Origin of the sequence: Amycolatopsis camponoti (assembly GCF_902497555.1) — a bacterium.
Lineage (GTDB): Bacteria > Actinomycetota > Actinomycetes > Mycobacteriales > Pseudonocardiaceae > Amycolatopsis > Amycolatopsis camponoti.
This window is the reverse complement of sequence record NZ_CABVGP010000004.1, coordinates 180714-195559: the sequence shown is the minus strand read 5'-3', so window position 1 is coordinate 195559 and position 14846 is coordinate 180714. Positions and strand designations below refer to the sequence as shown.

The window sequence follows — 14846 nt, the reverse complement described above, 5'->3', positions numbered from 1 at the left end:
GGTGCGTTCCCGCCTCGCCGCGTCACCCGTTCGTGTGGCGCTGGGGGGTGCGCCGGCGTGCTCCCGGACCGGGGCCGGCGACCGGGAAACCGCCTACCCGGTGCCGCACCGGTCAAACCCGGCGTGGTTGACCCCGGGCCCAGTGGGTACACGGCGGCCAGGCAAGGAGGTGTTCCGTGATCGAAGAAGTCAACAAGCAGCCGGCGGCCGACCGCTCGGTCGGCGAGCTGGTGACGGACCTGACCGGCGAGGTCAAGCGGCTCGTCCGGGACGAGATGCGGCTCGCGGTCTTCGAACTGCAGCGCAAGGGCAAGAAGATGGGCCTCGGTGCCGGGCTGTTCGGCGCGGCGGGCCTGTTCGCGCTGTTCGGCGCCGCCACGCTGGTCGCGGCCGCCGTGCTGGCGCTCGCGCTCGTCGTACCCGGCTGGCTGGCCGCGGTGATCGTCGCGGTCGCGTTGTTCCTGGTCGCCGGGATCGCCGCGCTGGTCGGCAAGAAGGAAGTCACGCAGGGCGTGCCACCGGTGCCCGAAGAAGCCATCAGCGGCGTCCGCGAAGACGTGGAAACCGTGAAACAGGGAGTGCACACATGAGCGGGGACTTCCCGAAGAACGCCGAAGAGGCGCGGCTCGACCGGGACACCACCCGCGAAGAGCTGACCGAAACGCTGGAAGCGCTCGGGCAGAAGCTCGACGTGAAGACCCGGGTCAAGGAAAACGTCGACGAGAAGCTCGACCAGGCGACCGCGAAGGTCGCCGACGTGACGAACGAGCCCACCGCGGTCAAGTTCCGCCAGGGCGCCGACGTCGTGCGCAGCAACCCGGTACCGATCTTCGCCGGGGTGCTGGGCCTGGTGATCGTGATCCGGCTGATCCTGCGACGGAGGAGCGACTCGTGAACAAGGTGCTGTACAAGCCGCTGAGCTGGGTGGTGGGCGCGCTCGGCGGCATCCTCGCCGGCCAGGCGTTCAAGCAGGTCTGGAAGCGCGTCGCGGGCGAGGAAGACGCGCCCGACGCCACCGACCGCGACTACACCTGGCGACAGGTGATCATCGCGGCGGCGGTGCAGGGCGCGATCTTCGCCGCGGTCAAGGCCGCGACCGAGCGGGCCGGCGCCATCGGCTACGAGAAAGCCACGGGCGACTGGCCGGACGACTGACCACAGGGTCTTTACTGTCCACAGTGGACGGCGGGAGGCGGGACCGGCGGGCGGTCACGCCTCCCGGCCGGGCTCGGCGACCGGGGTCAGGTCCGCGAGCGCGGCGCCGACCCGGGGGTGGATCTCCAGCAGCACGTCCGCGCCGGTGGCCTCCAGCGAGCGGGTGACGGCGTGGCCGCCGAGGACGACGGCAAGGCGCGCGCGGTTGTTCGCCGCGAGCAGGGACCGGACACCGGCGCAGCCGAGGAAGGCGACGCGGGTCAGATCGACGACCAGCCGCTCGCCGGTGGCGAGGGCTTCGTCGAAGGTTTCGACAGTGGCGGCGTCGACGTCACCGACTATGGTGACCACGCGGACGCCGCCCGGTCGCTCTGTGGTGGTGTAGGTCAGGCCGGACGGTTCGTCGATCGTGCGAAAGCAGTACATGGCGCTCCCTAACGCAGCGTGCAGGGGCGCTGACCGGAGCACGTGATTCTGAACAACAGCCAACGCCTCTGACCGTACGCCCCTGGGCCCCCAGGTCAACCCCGCGGGTTTCCCCGCGCTGACCTCGGGTAATCGCCGGAAGACCGCAATCCGGCCTGGAAGGAGCTCCATGCGAGTCGTCATCGTCGGCGGTGGATTCGCCGGCTACCACGCGGCCAAGAGCCTGCGCAAGACGGCCGGTGAGGACGTCGAAGTGGTCGTGCTCAACCCCACGGACTACTTCCTCTACCTGCCGCTCCTGCCGGAGGTGGCGGCCGGGATCCTCGACCCGCGGCGCGTGACGGTTTCGCTCCCCGAGACCCTGCCCGGTGTCCGCCTGGTGCTCGGTACCGCCACCGGCGTCGACTTCGACGCTCGCCAAGTCACCTACACGGATCCGGAGGACCAGGATCACCGGATCGGGTACGACCGGTTGGTGCTCGCCGCGGGCAGCGTCAACAAGCTCCTGCCGATCCCGGGCGTCCCGGAGTACGCGCACGGGTTCCGCGGTGTGCCCGAGGCGCTGTACCTGCGCGACCACATCACGCGCCAGATCGAGCTCGCCGCCGCGGCCGAGGACCCCGCCGAACGCGACGCGCGCTGCACATTCGTCGTCGTCGGTGCCGGCTACACCGGGACCGAGGTCGCCGCGCAGGGCCCGGCGTTCACCGACGCCCTCGCCGCGCGCCACCCCGAGCTGGCCGGGCAGAAGATCCGCTGGCTGCTGCTCGACGTCGCCGAGCGGGTGCTCCCCGAGCTCGGCAAGCGGCTGGGGAAGACCGCCGACGAGGTGCTGCGCGCCCGCGGCGTCGAGGTGCTGATGAAAACCTCGGTGGACCACGCCGACGCCAAGGGCGTCACGCTGACGAACGGCGAGCCGGTGCCGACCCGGACCCTCGTGTGGTGCGTCGGCGTGCGGCCGGACCCGCTGGTGGCCGACATCGGGCTCGAGACGGCGAAGGGCCGCCTCTGCGTGAACGAACAGCTCGTCGTCCCCGGCCACGACGACGTCTTCGCCTGCGGTGACGCGGCCGCCGTGCCCGACCTCACCCGGCCCGGCCAGTACACCGCGATGACCGCGCAGCACGCCGAGCGGCAGGGGAAGCTCGCCGGGCGCAACGTCGCGGCCTCACTCGGCTATGGCCGGACCGGTACCTACCGGCACCACGACCTCGGTTTCGTCGTCGACCTCGGTGCCGGCGCCGCCGCGGCGAACCCGCTGCACATCCCGCTCTCCGGGCTGCCGGCGAAGGTCGTGACCCGCGCCTACCACCTGATGGCGATGCCCGGGAACCGCGTGCGCACGGCCGTCGACTGGATCTTGGACCGGCTGACCGGCCGCCAGACCGTCCAGCTGGGACTGGTCCGCTCCGGCGCGGTGCCGCTCGACACCGACTCCCCCGAACTCCCCCGGCGCTGAAGGGAAAACCCATGACCGCCGCATCGGATTCCGCCCGCGCCGAAGGCCCGTCCGTCGTCACCGCCGGCGACCCGTCCGGGCCGAAGGTGATCGTCCTCGACCCGGCGGGCGCCGGGAAGCACGACGGGCTGCCCGCGACCTGGCGGCCGCTGGCCGAGCGGCGTGGCGTCTTCTGGTGCCGGGTGCCCGCCGGCGGTGCCCTCGGCGAGGCAGACGACCTGCTCGGCGACCACGGGCCGGGCGATCCGGAGATCGCCGTCGTGGCCGGCGGTTCGTCCGCGGCCACCGCGCTGCAGTTCATCGAGCGCCACCCGGGCGCGGCCACGTTCCTGCTGCTGGTCGACCCGGACTCGGACTCAGCCGCGCCGGCCGGGCGCGACGACGTCGTGACGAAGGTGCGCGAAGCGGGCACGGATGTGCAGGTGCTCTCGGCGGACGCCGAAGACCCGCTGCCGCTCGGCCACCCGGACGTCGTGGCGGCCGTCCGGGCGGCGCTGGGCGACGTTTAGCCGCGCGACACGGGCGGTAACCGCCGCGCATGAGCGAAACCGTTGCCGACCACCTACTGGCCCGATTACGAGAATGGGACGTCGACCAGGTCTTCGCCTATCCCGGTGACGGGATCAACGGACTCGTCACCGCGTTCGGCAAGGCGGATGACGCACCCCGGTTCGTCCAGGCGCGCCACGAAGAGATGGCGGCCCTGGCCGCGGTCGGGTACGCGAAGTTCAGCGGCAAGCCGGGCGTCTGCATGGCGACGTCCGGTCCCGGCGCGATCCACCTGCTCAACGGCCTCTACGACGCGAAGCTGGACCACGTCCCGGTGGTGGCGATCGTCGGGCAGACCGCGCGCAGCGCGATGGGCGGCAGCTACCAGCAGGAAGTCGACCTGCAGGCGCTGTTCAAGGACGTCGCGAGCGAGTACCTCGTCGAGGTCAACGTGCCCGAGCAGCTGCCCAACGCGCTCGACCGGGCGATGCGCACCGCGATCGCGCAGCGCGCGCCGACGGCGGTGATCATCCCCGCCGACCTGCAGGAGGAGACATACTCGGCGCCGCAGCACGCGTTCAAGCAGGTGCCGTCCAGCCCGCCGTTCCACCCGCGGGCGAGCGTCGTGCCGCCCGCGGACGAGCTGGCGCGGGCCGCCGAAGTGATCAACGCGGGCGAGCGCGTCGCGGTGCTCGTCGGCCAGGGCGGCCGCAACGCCGTCACCGAGCTGCGCGAGTTCGCCGAGCTGACCGGCGCCGGGATCGCGAAGGCGTTGCTGGGCAAGGACGTCCTGCCCGACGACCTGCCGTACGTGACCGGGGCGATCGGGCTGCTCGGCACCCGGCCCAGCTACGAGCTGATGCGCGACTGCGACACGCTGGTCATCGTCGGGTCCGGCTTCCCGTACTCCCAGTTCCTGCCCGAGTTCGGGCGGGCGCGGGCGGTCCAGATCGACGTCGACGCGCGGTTCCTCGGCCTGCGCTACCCCACCGAGGTGAACCTGCTCGGCGACGCCAAGAGCACCCTCGAACGGCTCCTGCCGCTGCTGGAGCGCAAGAGCGACACGTCGTGGCAGGGCAAGGTGGCGCACAACGTCGCCGAGTGGCACGAGACCGTGGTGCGGCAGGCGATGCTGGAAGCCGACCCGGTCAACCCGATGCGGATCGTGCACGAGCTGTCCGAGCGGATCCCCGACGACGCGATCGTCACCGCCGACTCCGGCTCGGCCACCAACTGGTACGCCCGCAACCTGCGGATCCGCGGCCGGATGCGCTCTTCACTGTCCGGAACGCTGGCGACCATGGGCCCGGCGGTGCCGTACGCGATCGGCGCCAAGTTCGCCCATCCCGACCGGCCCGTCGTCGCACTGACCGGGGACGGCGCCATGCAGATGAACGGCATGGCGGAGCTGCTGACCATCGCCCGTTACCGGGAGCTCTGGGCCGACCAGCGGCTGGTGATCTGCGTGTTCCACAACGGCGACCTCAACCAGGTCACCTGGGAGCTGCGGGCGATGGGCGGCGCACCCAAGTTCGAGGCGTCGCAGTCGCTGCCCGAAGTGTCCTATGCGGACTTCGCGCGCGGCATCGGGCTGCGCGGCATCGCCGTCGACGACCCGGACCAGCTCGGCGACGCGTGGTCGGCCGCGTTCGGCGCCGGCGTGCCGACGGTGCTCGACGTGCGGTGCGACCCCGAGGTCCCGCCGATCCCGCCGCACGCCACGGCCGAGCAGCTGAAGTCGATGACCGAAGCGGTGCTGAAGGGCGACCCGAACGCCTGGCACCTGTTCACCCAGGGCATGAAGACCAAGCTCCAGGAGCTGTTGCCCACCAAACGCTGAAGGGAGTCCCTTGTGGACACATCCGCGTTGCGCGACCTCACCACGGCCGGCGGGCCGTTCGCATCCGTGCACTTCGACGAGTCGCACGACACCGAAGACGCCGCCAAGCAGCTCACGATCCGGCTGAAGGAGATCGAAGCGGCTTTGAGCGACCAACGGGCCGACGCCGAGACGGTGCACGCCGTCCTGCAGGCCGTCGTCGGCAGCGAGCCGCCGGTCGGCAAGGCTGGCCGCAGCATCGTCGCCGCGCACGGCTCGGTGCTGCTCGACCGGCGCCTGGCCGCGCCGCCGCCGGAGCAGATCGTCCGGTTCTCGGCGCTGCCGTACCTGCTCCCGCTCGCGACGCACGAGGCGGAGACGCTGCCGTACCTCGTCGTCGTGACCGACCAGGTCGGCGCCGAAGTCACCGAGCACGGCCGGGGCACGCCGCGCACCGAGACGGTCGAAGGCGTGGACCCGCTCGAGGTCCAGGGCGGCAGCGGTCCGGCGCACCGCGACAAGCAGACCGGCGAGACGGCCCGGCAGAACTTCGAGGAGATCGCGCGACACGTCGCGAAGGCAGCCGAGCGCTCCCGAGCCGAGCTGGTCGTCCTGGCCGGCGAGGTACAGGCGCGCACGGCGTTGCACGAACGGCTGCCGGAGCCGGTCCGCCGGATCACCACCGAGGTCGAGGGCGGCAGCCGCGCGCCGGGCTCGTCCCGCGAGGAGCTGGACCGCCGGGTCCACGAGCTGCTGGCCGGCCGCCGGCTGGCGAGCCTGGACGACGTGGCCGAGAAGTTCCGGGCGGAGTCGGGCCGTGAGTCGGGATTGGCGGTCAGCGGCCTCGAAGCCGTGACGACGGCGCTGGCCGAGGCCAACGTGGCCACCCTGCTCGTCGGCTCCCCCGGCGCCACGTCGGTGTTCGCCGGGCCGGAGCCCACGCAGGTGGCGGTGGGCAAGGCCGGGTTGCAGGCGCTCGGCGTCGCCGATCCGGAGCAGCGCCGGGCGGACGAGGCGATCCCGTTCGCGGCGGTCGCCACCGGTGCGGAGGTCGTGGTGCTGGACGAGCGCCTGGATCTCTGGGAGGGCTTCGGAGCCTTGCTGCGGCACAGCTGAGCCGACTTGTCCGGTCGACGAGCGTTGGCGGTTGCCGATGGGCGCGGTCAGTCGTCCGGTCGCCGTCAGTCGTCGTCGAAGGCGGATAGGGCCTGGCGGCGGTGGAGGAGGTCGACGGCCTCGTCGAGCTGGCGTTCGAGGTCCTTGAGCCGGAGGCGTTCGGCGGGCGTGAGCCCACCGTGGTGGAGGGCGCCCGTGCGCAGGCGGTGCTCCTCGTCGATCAGGTCGGCGATGCGGTCGGTGACTTCGTGGCCTGGCATGCGAAACCCTCCTGTCCGCCCGCGATCATACGCCGCGCGGGTACCCCTGCCCGGGTGATCCGGGTCGCCGAGAGGGGCCCGCGCGGCTTCGCGGTCGGCGCGCGGAGGAGTTGTCGTCCGGACCGGCGCTGAGCAGTCCTGGCCGCGCCTACCCCTGCGCGCCGCGCGCCATTTCCACGAACGCCCGCACCACCGGCGCCGCCGTCCCGGCCCGCCAAGCCACCCCCAGGTCGATCACCGGCACCGGCTCCGCCACCCGCCGCAGGACCACTCCGCGCCGCTTCAACCCGCGCGCGCGGTGCTCCGGCACCGCCGCGATCCCCGCTCCCTCCGCGACCGCGCGCATCAGCTGCTCGTCCTCCGGCTCCTCCCGGACGATCCGCGGCACCCCGCCCGGCCAGACCTGCGCGCTGATCGCGTCGTACTGGCCAGGGCCGTTCTCGCGCGGCCAGAACACCACCGGCTCCTCGGCGATCCACTCCCGCCGCAGCCGGCCGCGCCGCCGGGTCAGCGCGTGGTCCGACGGCACCGCGATCAGCACCTCCTCCGACCCCACCACCGCCACCTCGATGCCCGGCGCCACCACCGGCGGCCGGACGAACCCCACGTCGATCTCGCCCGCCGACAGGCGGGCCAGGTTCAAGCTCGTCCACCCCGTCTCCAACGCCAGCGAGACGTCCGGGTAAGCAGCGCGGTACGCCGCCACCAGGTCGCCGGCCAGCGGGCCCGGTGCCGAACGCGTGTACGCGATCCGCAGCCGTCCGGCGTCGCCGCGGCCCGCCGCCGCGATCACGCCGCGGGCCCGGTCCAGCCGGGAGAGCAGCTCCCGCGCTTCCTCCGCCGCCACCCGGCCCGCCTCCGTCAGTGCGAACCGCGGGCCCGAACGGTCGAGCAGCGCCACCCCCAGCTCCGCCTCGAACGCCCGGATCTGCTGGCTCAGCGAAGGCTGCGAAACGAACAGCCGCGCGGCCGCCCGCGTGAAGTGCATCTCCTCGGCGAGCACGGCGAAGTAGTGCCATCGGCGCAGGTCCACCCAGCCACTATAGGACCGGCCTATAGATCGGGAAGGACGAAGTCTTGGACCGCCCGCCGGATCCGGCCCAAGACTGGGGAGGTGAACCGCACCGACCGCAAGCTCCACGCCCTCGCCGCCGCGGCGGACCAGCACCTCCTCGACCCGATGGCCGGCTTCGTCGACCTGGCCGGGATCCGCGAAGCCGTCGAAGACCTGGCCAAGGCGTTCGCGCCGCTCGGGCGCGTCCAGCACACCGTCGCCGCCAAGGCGTGCGGACTCGCGCCGGTCCTGCGGTACCTCGCCGACCTCGGGGTCGACGCCGAGGTCGCGAGCCCGGGCGAGACGGCCGTCGCCGAAGCCGCCGGCATCCGCGGTCCGCGGCTCGTCCTCGACTCCCCCGCCAAGACCGTCGCCGAGCTCGCGCACGCCCTCGCCGAAGGCACGGCGGTCAACGCCGACAACTTCCAGGAGCTGGCCCGGCTCGACGACCTCGTGGGGGACAGTCCGCGCTCGGTGCTCGGCCTGCGGATCAACCCCCAGGTCGGCGCGGGCCGGATCGGCGACACCAGCACCGCGACGACGACGTCGAAGTTCGGCATCCCCTTGCGGGACAACCGGACCCGCGTCGTCGAGGCCTTCGCGCGGCGGCCGTGGCTGACCCGGCTGCACGTCCACGTCGGCTCGCAGGGCTGCCCGCCGGAGCTGATGGCCGACGGCGTCGCCGCCGTGCACGGGCTGGCCGAGGAGATCAACGCCCGAGCCGGGCGCCGGCAGGTCACCAGCCTCGACCTCGGCGGCGGGCTGCCGGTGAACTTCGCCTCCGAGGACCCCGGCCCGACCTACGCCGAGTACGTCGCGACGCTGCTGGCGAAGGTCCCGGCCCTCGCCGACGGGCGCTACACCTTCGTCACCGAGTTCGGCCGGTCGCTGCTGGCCAAGAACGGCTTCCTCGTCAGCACCGTCGAGTACACGAAGGTCGCGGGTGGCAGGCCCATCGCCGTGACGCACGCGGGTGCGCAGGTCGCGGCCCGCACGGTGCTCCAGCCGGAGCACTGGCCGCTGCGGCTGACCGCGCTCGACGCCGCGGGCCGGCCGAAGACCGGGCCGGACGTCGCACAGGACATCGCCGGGCCGCTGTGCTTCGCGGGCGACCTCCTGGCGAAGGAACGACCGCTGCCGCTGCTGGAACCGGGCGACCTCGTCGTCGCCCACGACACCGGCGCCTACTACTTCGGCGCGCACTACGCCTACAACACGCTGCCGCGCCCGGCCGTCCACGGCTTCACCGTGTCCGCACGCGGACACGTGGAGTTCACCCCGATCCGGCGCGCGCAGTCGATCGCCGAGCTGGTCGCCGACGCCGGCGGCGAATACGTCGGAGCGCTCCCGCGGGCGTGATCACCGGCGTAGCATCCGGGCACGCCGAGGGGGATTGCCATGGGGGCTGGTCGACAACGAGCTTTTCGGGGGTCCGGGTGGCGGAGCCCCCGGCCCGGGCCGGAGGCCCGGTGGTCCGCGCTGCCGCGGTTCGCCGCGCTGCCGGTGGGCGTCGTCGTCATCGTCCAGGCGGTGGTGCTGACCGTCCTGTCCGGACGTTACGGCTTCCACCGCGACGAGCTGTATTTCGTCGCCGCCGGCAAACGGCCGGACTGGGGCTACGTCGACAACCCGCCGATCACGCCGTGGCTCGCGCGCGCGTCGACGGCGCTGTTCGGCGAAACCCCGATGGGACTGCGGGTCGTCGCGACCCTGCTCGGCATGGCGACGGTGGTGGTCGTCGCGCTGATGGCGCGCGAGTTCGGCGGCGGTCGCCGCGCGCAGCTGTTCACGGCGGTCGCGACCGCGCTCTCGACGTACGTGCTGGCCGTGACGCACATGCTCGCGACGAACACCGCGGACACGTTCCTGTGGTCGCTCGTCACCTTCTTCGGGCTCCGGCTGCTGCGCACCGGGGACGGCCGGTGGTGGCTCGCCGTCGGCGCCGCGGCCGGGGTCGGCCTCGCGAACAAGTGGCTGGTGCTGCTCCTGCTGGCCGGGCTCGGCGTGGGAGTGGCCGTCGCCGGGCCGCGCCGGGTGTTCCGGACCTGGTGGCTCGCCGCCGGCATCGGTGTCGCCGTCGTGCTGGCCGCGCCGACGGTGCTCTGGCAGGCCTCGCACGGCTGGCCGATGCTCACGGTCGCGGGCGGGATCAGCGAGGACGACGGCGTGGAGAACCGCGTGCTGTTCGTGCCGATGCAGCTGGTCTACCTGTCGCCGGTGCTGGTGCCGGTGTGGATCGCCGGGCTCCGGCGGACGTTGTCCGACGACCGCGTGCGCTGGGCCCGCGCCCTCACGATCGCCTACCCCGTGGTCTGCGTCGTGCTGCTGGCGCTGGGCGGGAAGCCGTACTACTCGGTGCCGCTGCTGCTGCCGCAGGTGGCACTCGGTGCCGAGCCCGCACTGGCGTGGCTGGCCCGGGTCGGCACGGTGGCGCGGGCCCTGACCGGCGTGGCCACGGCGGTGTGCGTCGCGGTGTCCGTCCTCATCGGACTCCCGGTGCTGCCGGCCACCGCGCTGGGCCCGGTGCTGGCGGTCAACAAGGAGCCCGGCGAGCAGGTCGGCTGGCCGGAGTTCACCGACGCCGTCGCCCGCGCGTGGGCGAGCATCCCGGCCACCGAGCGGGACACGGCCGTGATCGTCACCTCGAACTACGGCGAGGCCGGCGCGCTCGAGCACTACGGACCCGCGCGCGGGCTGCCCCAGCCCTATTCGCCGCACATGTCCTACGCCGACTGGGGTCCGCCGCCGGACCGGCTGGTCGGCCCGGTACTGCTCGTCGGAGGCCACGAGCGCGACTCGCCCGCGGCCCACCTGATCACCGGATGCCGCGCGGTGGCCAAGAACCGCACGGTCGAAGGCGTCGACAACGACGAGAACGGCACCCTTCTCTCGCTGTGCACGCTGACCGAGCCGTGGTCGACTGCCTGGCCGAAGCTGCGGCAGTTCTACTGACCCCGGTTCGCGCTACCCTCGGGCACATGGTGGCGAGGCGCACGGCGGTGGCCGTGGTGGGGGCGGGCCCGGCCGGACTCACGGTGGCGAACCTCTTGCGGCGGGCGGGAATCGGCTGCGTGCTCCTCGAACGGGAGAGCCGGGCGTTCATCGAACAGCGGCCGCGCGCCGGGTTCATCGAGGAGTGGGCCGTCCGCGGGCTCGAACAGCGCGGGCTCGGCGAGCAGCTCGTCGCGACGGCACCGCGGCACGAGAAGTTCGAGTTCCGGTTCGCCGGGCGGCGGCACACCTTCCACTACGGCGACGTCACCGGGCAACGGCATTTCGTCTACCCGCAACAACTCCTGGTCACCGACCTGCTCGCGCAGTACACCGACGCGGGCGGCGACGCGGTCTTCGAAGTCTCCGACGTCCGGCTGCACGACCTGACGTCGGATTCCCCCGCCGTGACGTTCCGGACCGCGGACGGCGAGCACCGGCTCGACTGCGACTTCGTCGCCGGCTGCGACGGCGCGCGCGGGGTATCACAGGGCTACCTGCCCCCGGAATCCACCGTGAAGTCCCACCACGACTACGGAATCGGCTGGCTGGCGCTGCTCGCGGAGGCGCCGCCGTCGGCCGACGGCGTGCTGTTCGGCATCCACCCGCGCGGCTTCGGCGCGCACATGGCCCGCACGCCCGCGGTGACGCGGTTCTACCTCCAGACCGCGGCGGGCGAAACCGAAGCGGACTGGCCCGACGAGCGCGTCTGGACGGAGCTGCGGGCCCGCCTGGCCGTGCCCGACGGCCCGATCACCGAAGGAAAGCTGATCGAGAAGCGGATCCTCGGCATGCACAACTACGTCGTGGAGCCGATGGCGCACGGCCGGCTGCACCTGGCGGGCGAGTCGGCGCACCTGGTCGCACCGATCGCGGCGAAGGGCATGAACCTCGCCCTGCACGACGCGTTCCTGCTCGCCGAGGCCTACCAGGCGCAGTACGCCGGCGACCCCACCGGGCTGGCCGGGTACTCCGCCGCGTGCCTGCCGCTGGTGTGGCAGTACCAGGAGTTTTCCCTGTGGCTGTCCGACATCTTCCACCACACCGCGGCCACGGGCGACAACCCGTTCGCGGCGCGCATCGCGGAGGCCCGGATGCGTCGCCTGCTGGGTTCGCCCGCGGCCGCGGCGGCGTTCGCGGAGCTGTACATCGGCAAGAACGCGGATCTTTAGCTCCAGGCGATCTTGAACGTCCAGGCGAACCGGCCCGCCTGCCGGGCCGCGGCCGGGACGTCGATCACCAGCGAGCCGTTTTCGACCGTCCAGTGCAGGGTCCCGCGGTAGCCCAGGAGCGTGACGCGGTCACCCGAGCGGATCGGCACCGGCGCGTCGACGACCAGCCGGCTGCCCGGCGCCACCAGCGAGTGCACGTAGAACGCCTCGTTCTGCTTCACCGTGAACCGCAGGTCGCCGAGCTGGGCCATCCGCGACCAGTACGTCGTGCCGTAGATCGCCTCGCCGTTGACCTTCAGCCACGCACCCGCGTCCCGCAGGTGCTTCTGCATGACGTCGGGGATGGTGCCGTCGAAGTCCGGGCCGATGTCCAGCAGGAAGTTGCCGTTCTTCGACACGATGTCGACGAGCGTCCGGACGACCTCCTCCGCCGTCATGTACCGGTCGTCGGGGGTCGCGCGGTTGTAGCCGTAGGAGAACGGGTCGAGGCCGCGGCTCGCCTCCCACTTGGCCACCACGGTATTCGGGTACGTCGTGTACTCCGGCGTCGTGAAGTCGTGGTCGGGGATGCCGCCGCGGTCGTTGTAGGTGACGTCCTTGGGGCGCTTGCGGTTCTTCGCGTGGTTGAAGTACTCGGTGAGCACGGTCCGGCTGTCGTTGACGCCGCCGATGTCGAACCACAGGACGTCCGGGTCGAACTCCGAAATCAGCTCGAGCACCTGCGGCGCCTGGTAGTCGCGGACGAAGTCCTTCCCGGCGGTGTACCCGGTGTAGGGCAGCGCCGCGCCGGTGTACGGGTTGCGCGGCGCGTGGCCCATCCACGGGTTGTCCGGGTTGAACCACTCCGGCAGCGAGAAGTACAGGCCGTTGCGCAGCTGGGGGGTGTACTTCCGGGACGCCGCGAACAGCTCGGCGATGATGTTCCGGCGAGGGCCGAGCTTGACGGAGTTGCGGTCGCTGACCTTGGTGTCCCACAACGCGAAGCCGTCGTGGTGCTTGGACGTGAGGACGTAGTACTCGGCGCCCGCGTCGGCGATCAGGTTCAGCCAGGTGCGCGGGTCGAACTTCTTCGCGGTGAACATCGGGATGAAGTCGTCGTAGCCGAAGTCCTCGCCGTACTTTTCCTTGTGGTAGGCGTAGGTCGCGCCGTTCGGGTCCTGCTGGTTCTGCCAGTACCACTCCGCGTACTGCTGGCCGACCGGCGCCCACGCGGGCACGGCGTACACGCCCCAGTGGATGAAGATGCCGAACTTGCTGTCGGTGAACCAGTAGGGCGCGCGGTGCGTCGACAGGGACGCGTCGGTGGGCCGGAAGTCCGGGACGCCGAGGGTGATCGGGACCTGCTGGGTGGCGAGCGTGCCGCGCCCGGCCGTCACGCGGACCTGGCCGTTCGTGGTGGTCCCGGGCGGCACGGAGGCGTTCGGCGCGAGCCCCAGCCGGACCGTCGCCTGCTCCCCCGGCGCCAGCGCGCGGATGGTCGCCGGCACGGTCGTGCGGCCACCGGGGACGTCGACCGTGACGGTGATCTTGTCGCGCGCCCCGAGCCACACCGTTCCGGCGTTCACGACGGTCGCCTCGGCGGCCTGCGGACCGCCGTCGGTCAGGAGGTTGGCCGTCGAGCGCCCGTCGAGGATCAGCGCCGAGCGGCCGGCGGCGACCGGCTGCAGGGTGAGCGCGAAGACGTGCAGGCTGGAGACGTTCGGCGCCGGCGTGGCCGTGGTGGGCAGGGTCAGCGCGACGGCGTCGCGGGCCGGGTCGACCCAGACCTGGCCGGTGGCCAGGGAAACCGGGTTGGTGTCGACGACCCCGCCGGGCGCGTAGCGGAACGGCGAAACGAGGGCTCCGGTGCCGGTGTACCAGTCGGGACCGGACAGGGAGCCGGTGCTCGTGCTGCCGTCGGCGTAGTGCACGGTCGCCGTGCCGCCGGTGGTGCCGTAGCTGGCGGCGACGAGGAAGTAGGCGACGAAGTACCGGCCCTTCGGCAGGTCGATCGTCTGGCCGGTGGCGGCGATGTTGTTCTTCGCGCCCGCCGCGGCGGAGCCGAGCGTGAACGGGACGCCGCCGACGGTCGCCGTCCGCCCGACCGGGAGGTGCTCGGCCGGGAAGGTGTAGCCGGAGCCGTCGAAATCACCGCCGGCGGCCGAAGCGCTGTCGATGCCGTCGTTGGAGAACCAGGCGTCGAGCGCGACCGGGACGGGTGGCGGGGGCGGCACGATCGGGGTGCCGGGGCTGTCGGGGGCGGCGTCCACGGGCACGGCGGCACCGGCCGGGGTGAGGCCGGCCGCGCCGAGGGCGACGGCACCACCCAGGGCGATGCCGAGGGCTTGACGGCGAGGGAAGGTCGTCACTGAACCTCCAGGGATCGGATGACTACGGCGGAATGGCGACAGAGTTCCGCCCTGTTAGGGCATTCTGTCGGTGGCGGAGCTGATTCATCCGATGAATGACCCTGCTCGCTGCGCCTTCCGCTGTCAAGAGGCGATCGAAGTGAACCTCGCTCACGTCCGGCGCGTAGTCATCGGTGAGAGCTGCAGCGCTCGCCGCCAGAACCCAGCCGCGCACCGAAAGGCCAGACCGATGTCCCCCTACCCGAACGCGCTGAGCCGCCGCGCGATCGCCATGCTCAAGGCGGTCGGCGACGGGCGCGCCGAGCTCCGCTGCAGCTGTGAACCCGACCTCCGCGTGGACGGGCTGTCGTGCTGCGACCAGAACACCGCCCACGACCTGGCCCGCGCCGGGCTGATCCGCGCGGTCGGCGTCACCGCCGTCGGGCAGTGGGCCCCCGCCGAACTCACCGACGCCGGGCACCGCGCACTCGGCGGAGGCTTTCCGGCCGCGGCCTGAGCCGCCCGCGCGAAAGCCGTGAATGGCCCACGGAGGGACTTGAAGTCCCTCCGTGGGCCAT

General features: G+C 72.4%; 15 protein-coding genes. 11 read left to right on the top strand and 4 right to left on the bottom strand.

Annotation, left to right across the window (positions count from 1 at the left end; all coding sequences use genetic code 11):
• Positions 1–176 precede the first annotated feature (176 nt).
• The 3 genes from AA23TX_RS47910 to AA23TX_RS47900 are packed head-to-tail and all read left to right on the top strand — an operon-like array spanning position 177 to position 1155.
• Positions 177–590, top strand: coding sequence for a phage holin family protein (locus AA23TX_RS47910; protein WP_155549694.1), 414 nt, complete (start codon positions 177–179; stop codon positions 588–590).
• Complete coding sequence (locus tag AA23TX_RS47905; RefSeq protein WP_155549693.1) at positions 587–895, top strand: DUF3618 domain-containing protein; 309 nt, start codon at positions 587–589, stop codon at positions 893–895. Before AA23TX_RS47910 ends, AA23TX_RS47905 begins: the two co-directional genes overlap by 4 nt.
• Positions 892–1155, top strand: coding sequence for a DUF4235 domain-containing protein (locus AA23TX_RS47900; RefSeq protein ID WP_155549692.1), 264 nt, complete (start codon positions 892–894; stop codon positions 1153–1155). Before AA23TX_RS47905 ends, AA23TX_RS47900 begins: the two co-directional genes overlap by 4 nt.
• 54 nt (positions 1156–1209) lie before the next feature.
• On the opposite strand, the gene AA23TX_RS47895 is transcribed toward AA23TX_RS47900, so the two are convergent.
• Positions 1210–1581, bottom strand: coding sequence for an STAS domain-containing protein (locus AA23TX_RS47895; RefSeq protein WP_155549691.1), 372 nt, complete (start codon positions 1579–1581; stop codon positions 1210–1212).
• Between the two features lie 169 nt (positions 1582–1750).
• On the opposite strand from AA23TX_RS47895, the gene AA23TX_RS47890 reads away from it, so the two are divergent.
• From AA23TX_RS47890 to AA23TX_RS47875, 4 genes are read left to right on the top strand one after another with little or no spacing between them, the layout of a single operon-like run.
• A complete protein-coding gene (locus AA23TX_RS47890) occupies positions 1751–3040 on the top strand; it encodes an NAD(P)/FAD-dependent oxidoreductase (RefSeq protein ID WP_155549690.1) in 1290 nt (429 codons plus the stop codon).
• Positions 3041–3051: 11 nt separating this feature from the next.
• Positions 3052–3549 carry a hypothetical protein gene (locus AA23TX_RS47885; protein WP_155549689.1) on the top strand — a complete coding sequence of 166 codons (498 nt, stop codon included), beginning with the start codon at positions 3052–3054 and terminating at the stop codon, positions 3547–3549.
• A gap of 29 nt (positions 3550–3578) precedes the next feature.
• A complete protein-coding gene (locus AA23TX_RS47880; RefSeq protein WP_155549688.1) occupies positions 3579–5369 on the top strand; it encodes a thiamine pyrophosphate-requiring protein in 1791 nt (596 codons plus the stop codon).
• 12 nt (positions 5370–5381) lie between these two features.
• Entirely contained in the window at positions 5382–6464 is a 1083-nt protein-coding gene (locus tag AA23TX_RS47875; protein ID WP_155549687.1) for an Rv2629 family ribosome hibernation factor, read from the top strand.
• Positions 6465–6529: 65 nt separating this feature from the next.
• On the opposite strand, the gene AA23TX_RS47870 is transcribed toward AA23TX_RS47875, so the two are convergent.
• Both AA23TX_RS47870 and AA23TX_RS47865 read right to left on the bottom strand, forming a co-directional pair.
• The gene (locus AA23TX_RS47870; RefSeq protein ID WP_155549686.1) at positions 6530–6724 is read right to left on the bottom strand and encodes a DUF2630 family protein; all 195 of its coding nucleotides are present in this window, start codon (positions 6722–6724) and stop codon (positions 6530–6532) included.
• A gap of 148 nt (positions 6725–6872) precedes the next feature.
• On the bottom strand, positions 6873–7757 hold the full coding sequence (locus AA23TX_RS47865; RefSeq protein ID WP_155549685.1) for a LysR family transcriptional regulator: 885 nt from the start codon (positions 7755–7757) through the stop codon (positions 6873–6875).
• Between the two features lie 81 nt (positions 7758–7838).
• Between AA23TX_RS47865 and AA23TX_RS47860 the strand changes: the two genes are divergently transcribed.
• Genes AA23TX_RS47860 through AA23TX_RS47850 form a run of 3 tightly spaced genes read left to right on the top strand, consistent with a single transcriptional unit; the run spans position 7839 to position 11941 of the window.
• Positions 7839–9137 (top strand): type III PLP-dependent enzyme domain-containing protein, encoded by a 1299-nt coding sequence (locus AA23TX_RS47860; protein ID WP_230863125.1) that lies wholly within the window; start codon positions 7839–7841, stop codon positions 9135–9137.
• Between the two features lie 39 nt (positions 9138–9176).
• A complete protein-coding gene (locus tag AA23TX_RS47855) occupies positions 9177–10730 on the top strand; it encodes an ArnT family glycosyltransferase (RefSeq protein WP_155549684.1) in 1554 nt (517 codons plus the stop codon).
• Between the two features lie 26 nt (positions 10731–10756).
• The gene (locus AA23TX_RS47850) at positions 10757–11941 is read left to right on the top strand and encodes a 4-hydroxybenzoate 3-monooxygenase (RefSeq protein ID WP_155549683.1); all 1185 of its coding nucleotides are present in this window, start codon (positions 10757–10759) and stop codon (positions 11939–11941) included.
• Here AA23TX_RS47850 and AA23TX_RS47845 read toward each other — a convergent pair.
• Positions 11938–14289, bottom strand: a complete 2352-nt coding sequence (locus tag AA23TX_RS47845) for an alpha-L-fucosidase (protein ID WP_155549682.1) — start codon at positions 14287–14289, stop codon at positions 11938–11940. The genes AA23TX_RS47850 and AA23TX_RS47845 overlap by 4 nt on opposite strands.
• 229 nt (positions 14290–14518) lie before the next feature.
• Here AA23TX_RS47845 and AA23TX_RS47840 point away from each other — a divergent pair, with 229 nt between their 5' ends.
• A complete protein-coding gene (locus AA23TX_RS47840; RefSeq protein WP_155549681.1) occupies positions 14519–14785 on the top strand; it encodes a hypothetical protein in 267 nt (88 codons plus the stop codon).
• Positions 14786–14846: the final 61 nt, after the last annotated feature.

What these genes read in the sequence shown, in the direction of transcription:
- AA23TX_RS47905 (WP_155549693.1), top strand. Translation starts at nt 587, where the DNA reads ATGAGCGGGGACTTCCCGAAGAACGCCGAAGAGGCGCGGCTCGACCGG.
- AA23TX_RS47895 (WP_155549691.1), bottom strand. Translation starts at nt 1,581, where the DNA reads ATGTACTGCTTTCGCACGATCGACGAACCGTCCGGCCTGACCTACACC.
- AA23TX_RS47890 (WP_155549690.1), top strand. Translation starts at nt 1,751, where the DNA reads ATGCGAGTCGTCATCGTCGGCGGTGGATTCGCCGGCTACCACGCGGCC.
- AA23TX_RS47885 (WP_155549689.1), top strand. Translation starts at nt 3,052, where the DNA reads ATGACCGCCGCATCGGATTCCGCCCGCGCCGAAGGCCCGTCCGTCGTC.
- AA23TX_RS47880 (WP_155549688.1), top strand. Translation starts at nt 3,579, where the DNA reads ATGAGCGAAACCGTTGCCGACCACCTACTGGCCCGATTACGAGAATGG.
- AA23TX_RS47870 (WP_155549686.1), bottom strand. Translation starts at nt 6,724, where the DNA reads ATGCCAGGCCACGAAGTCACCGACCGCATCGCCGACCTGATCGACGAG.
- AA23TX_RS47855 (WP_155549684.1), top strand. Translation starts at nt 9,177, where the DNA reads ATGGGGGCTGGTCGACAACGAGCTTTTCGGGGGTCCGGGTGGCGGAGC.
- AA23TX_RS47850 (WP_155549683.1), top strand. Translation starts at nt 10,757, where the DNA reads ATGGTGGCGAGGCGCACGGCGGTGGCCGTGGTGGGGGCGGGCCCGGCC.
- AA23TX_RS47840 (WP_155549681.1), top strand. Translation starts at nt 14,519, where the DNA reads ATGTCCCCCTACCCGAACGCGCTGAGCCGCCGCGCGATCGCCATGCTC.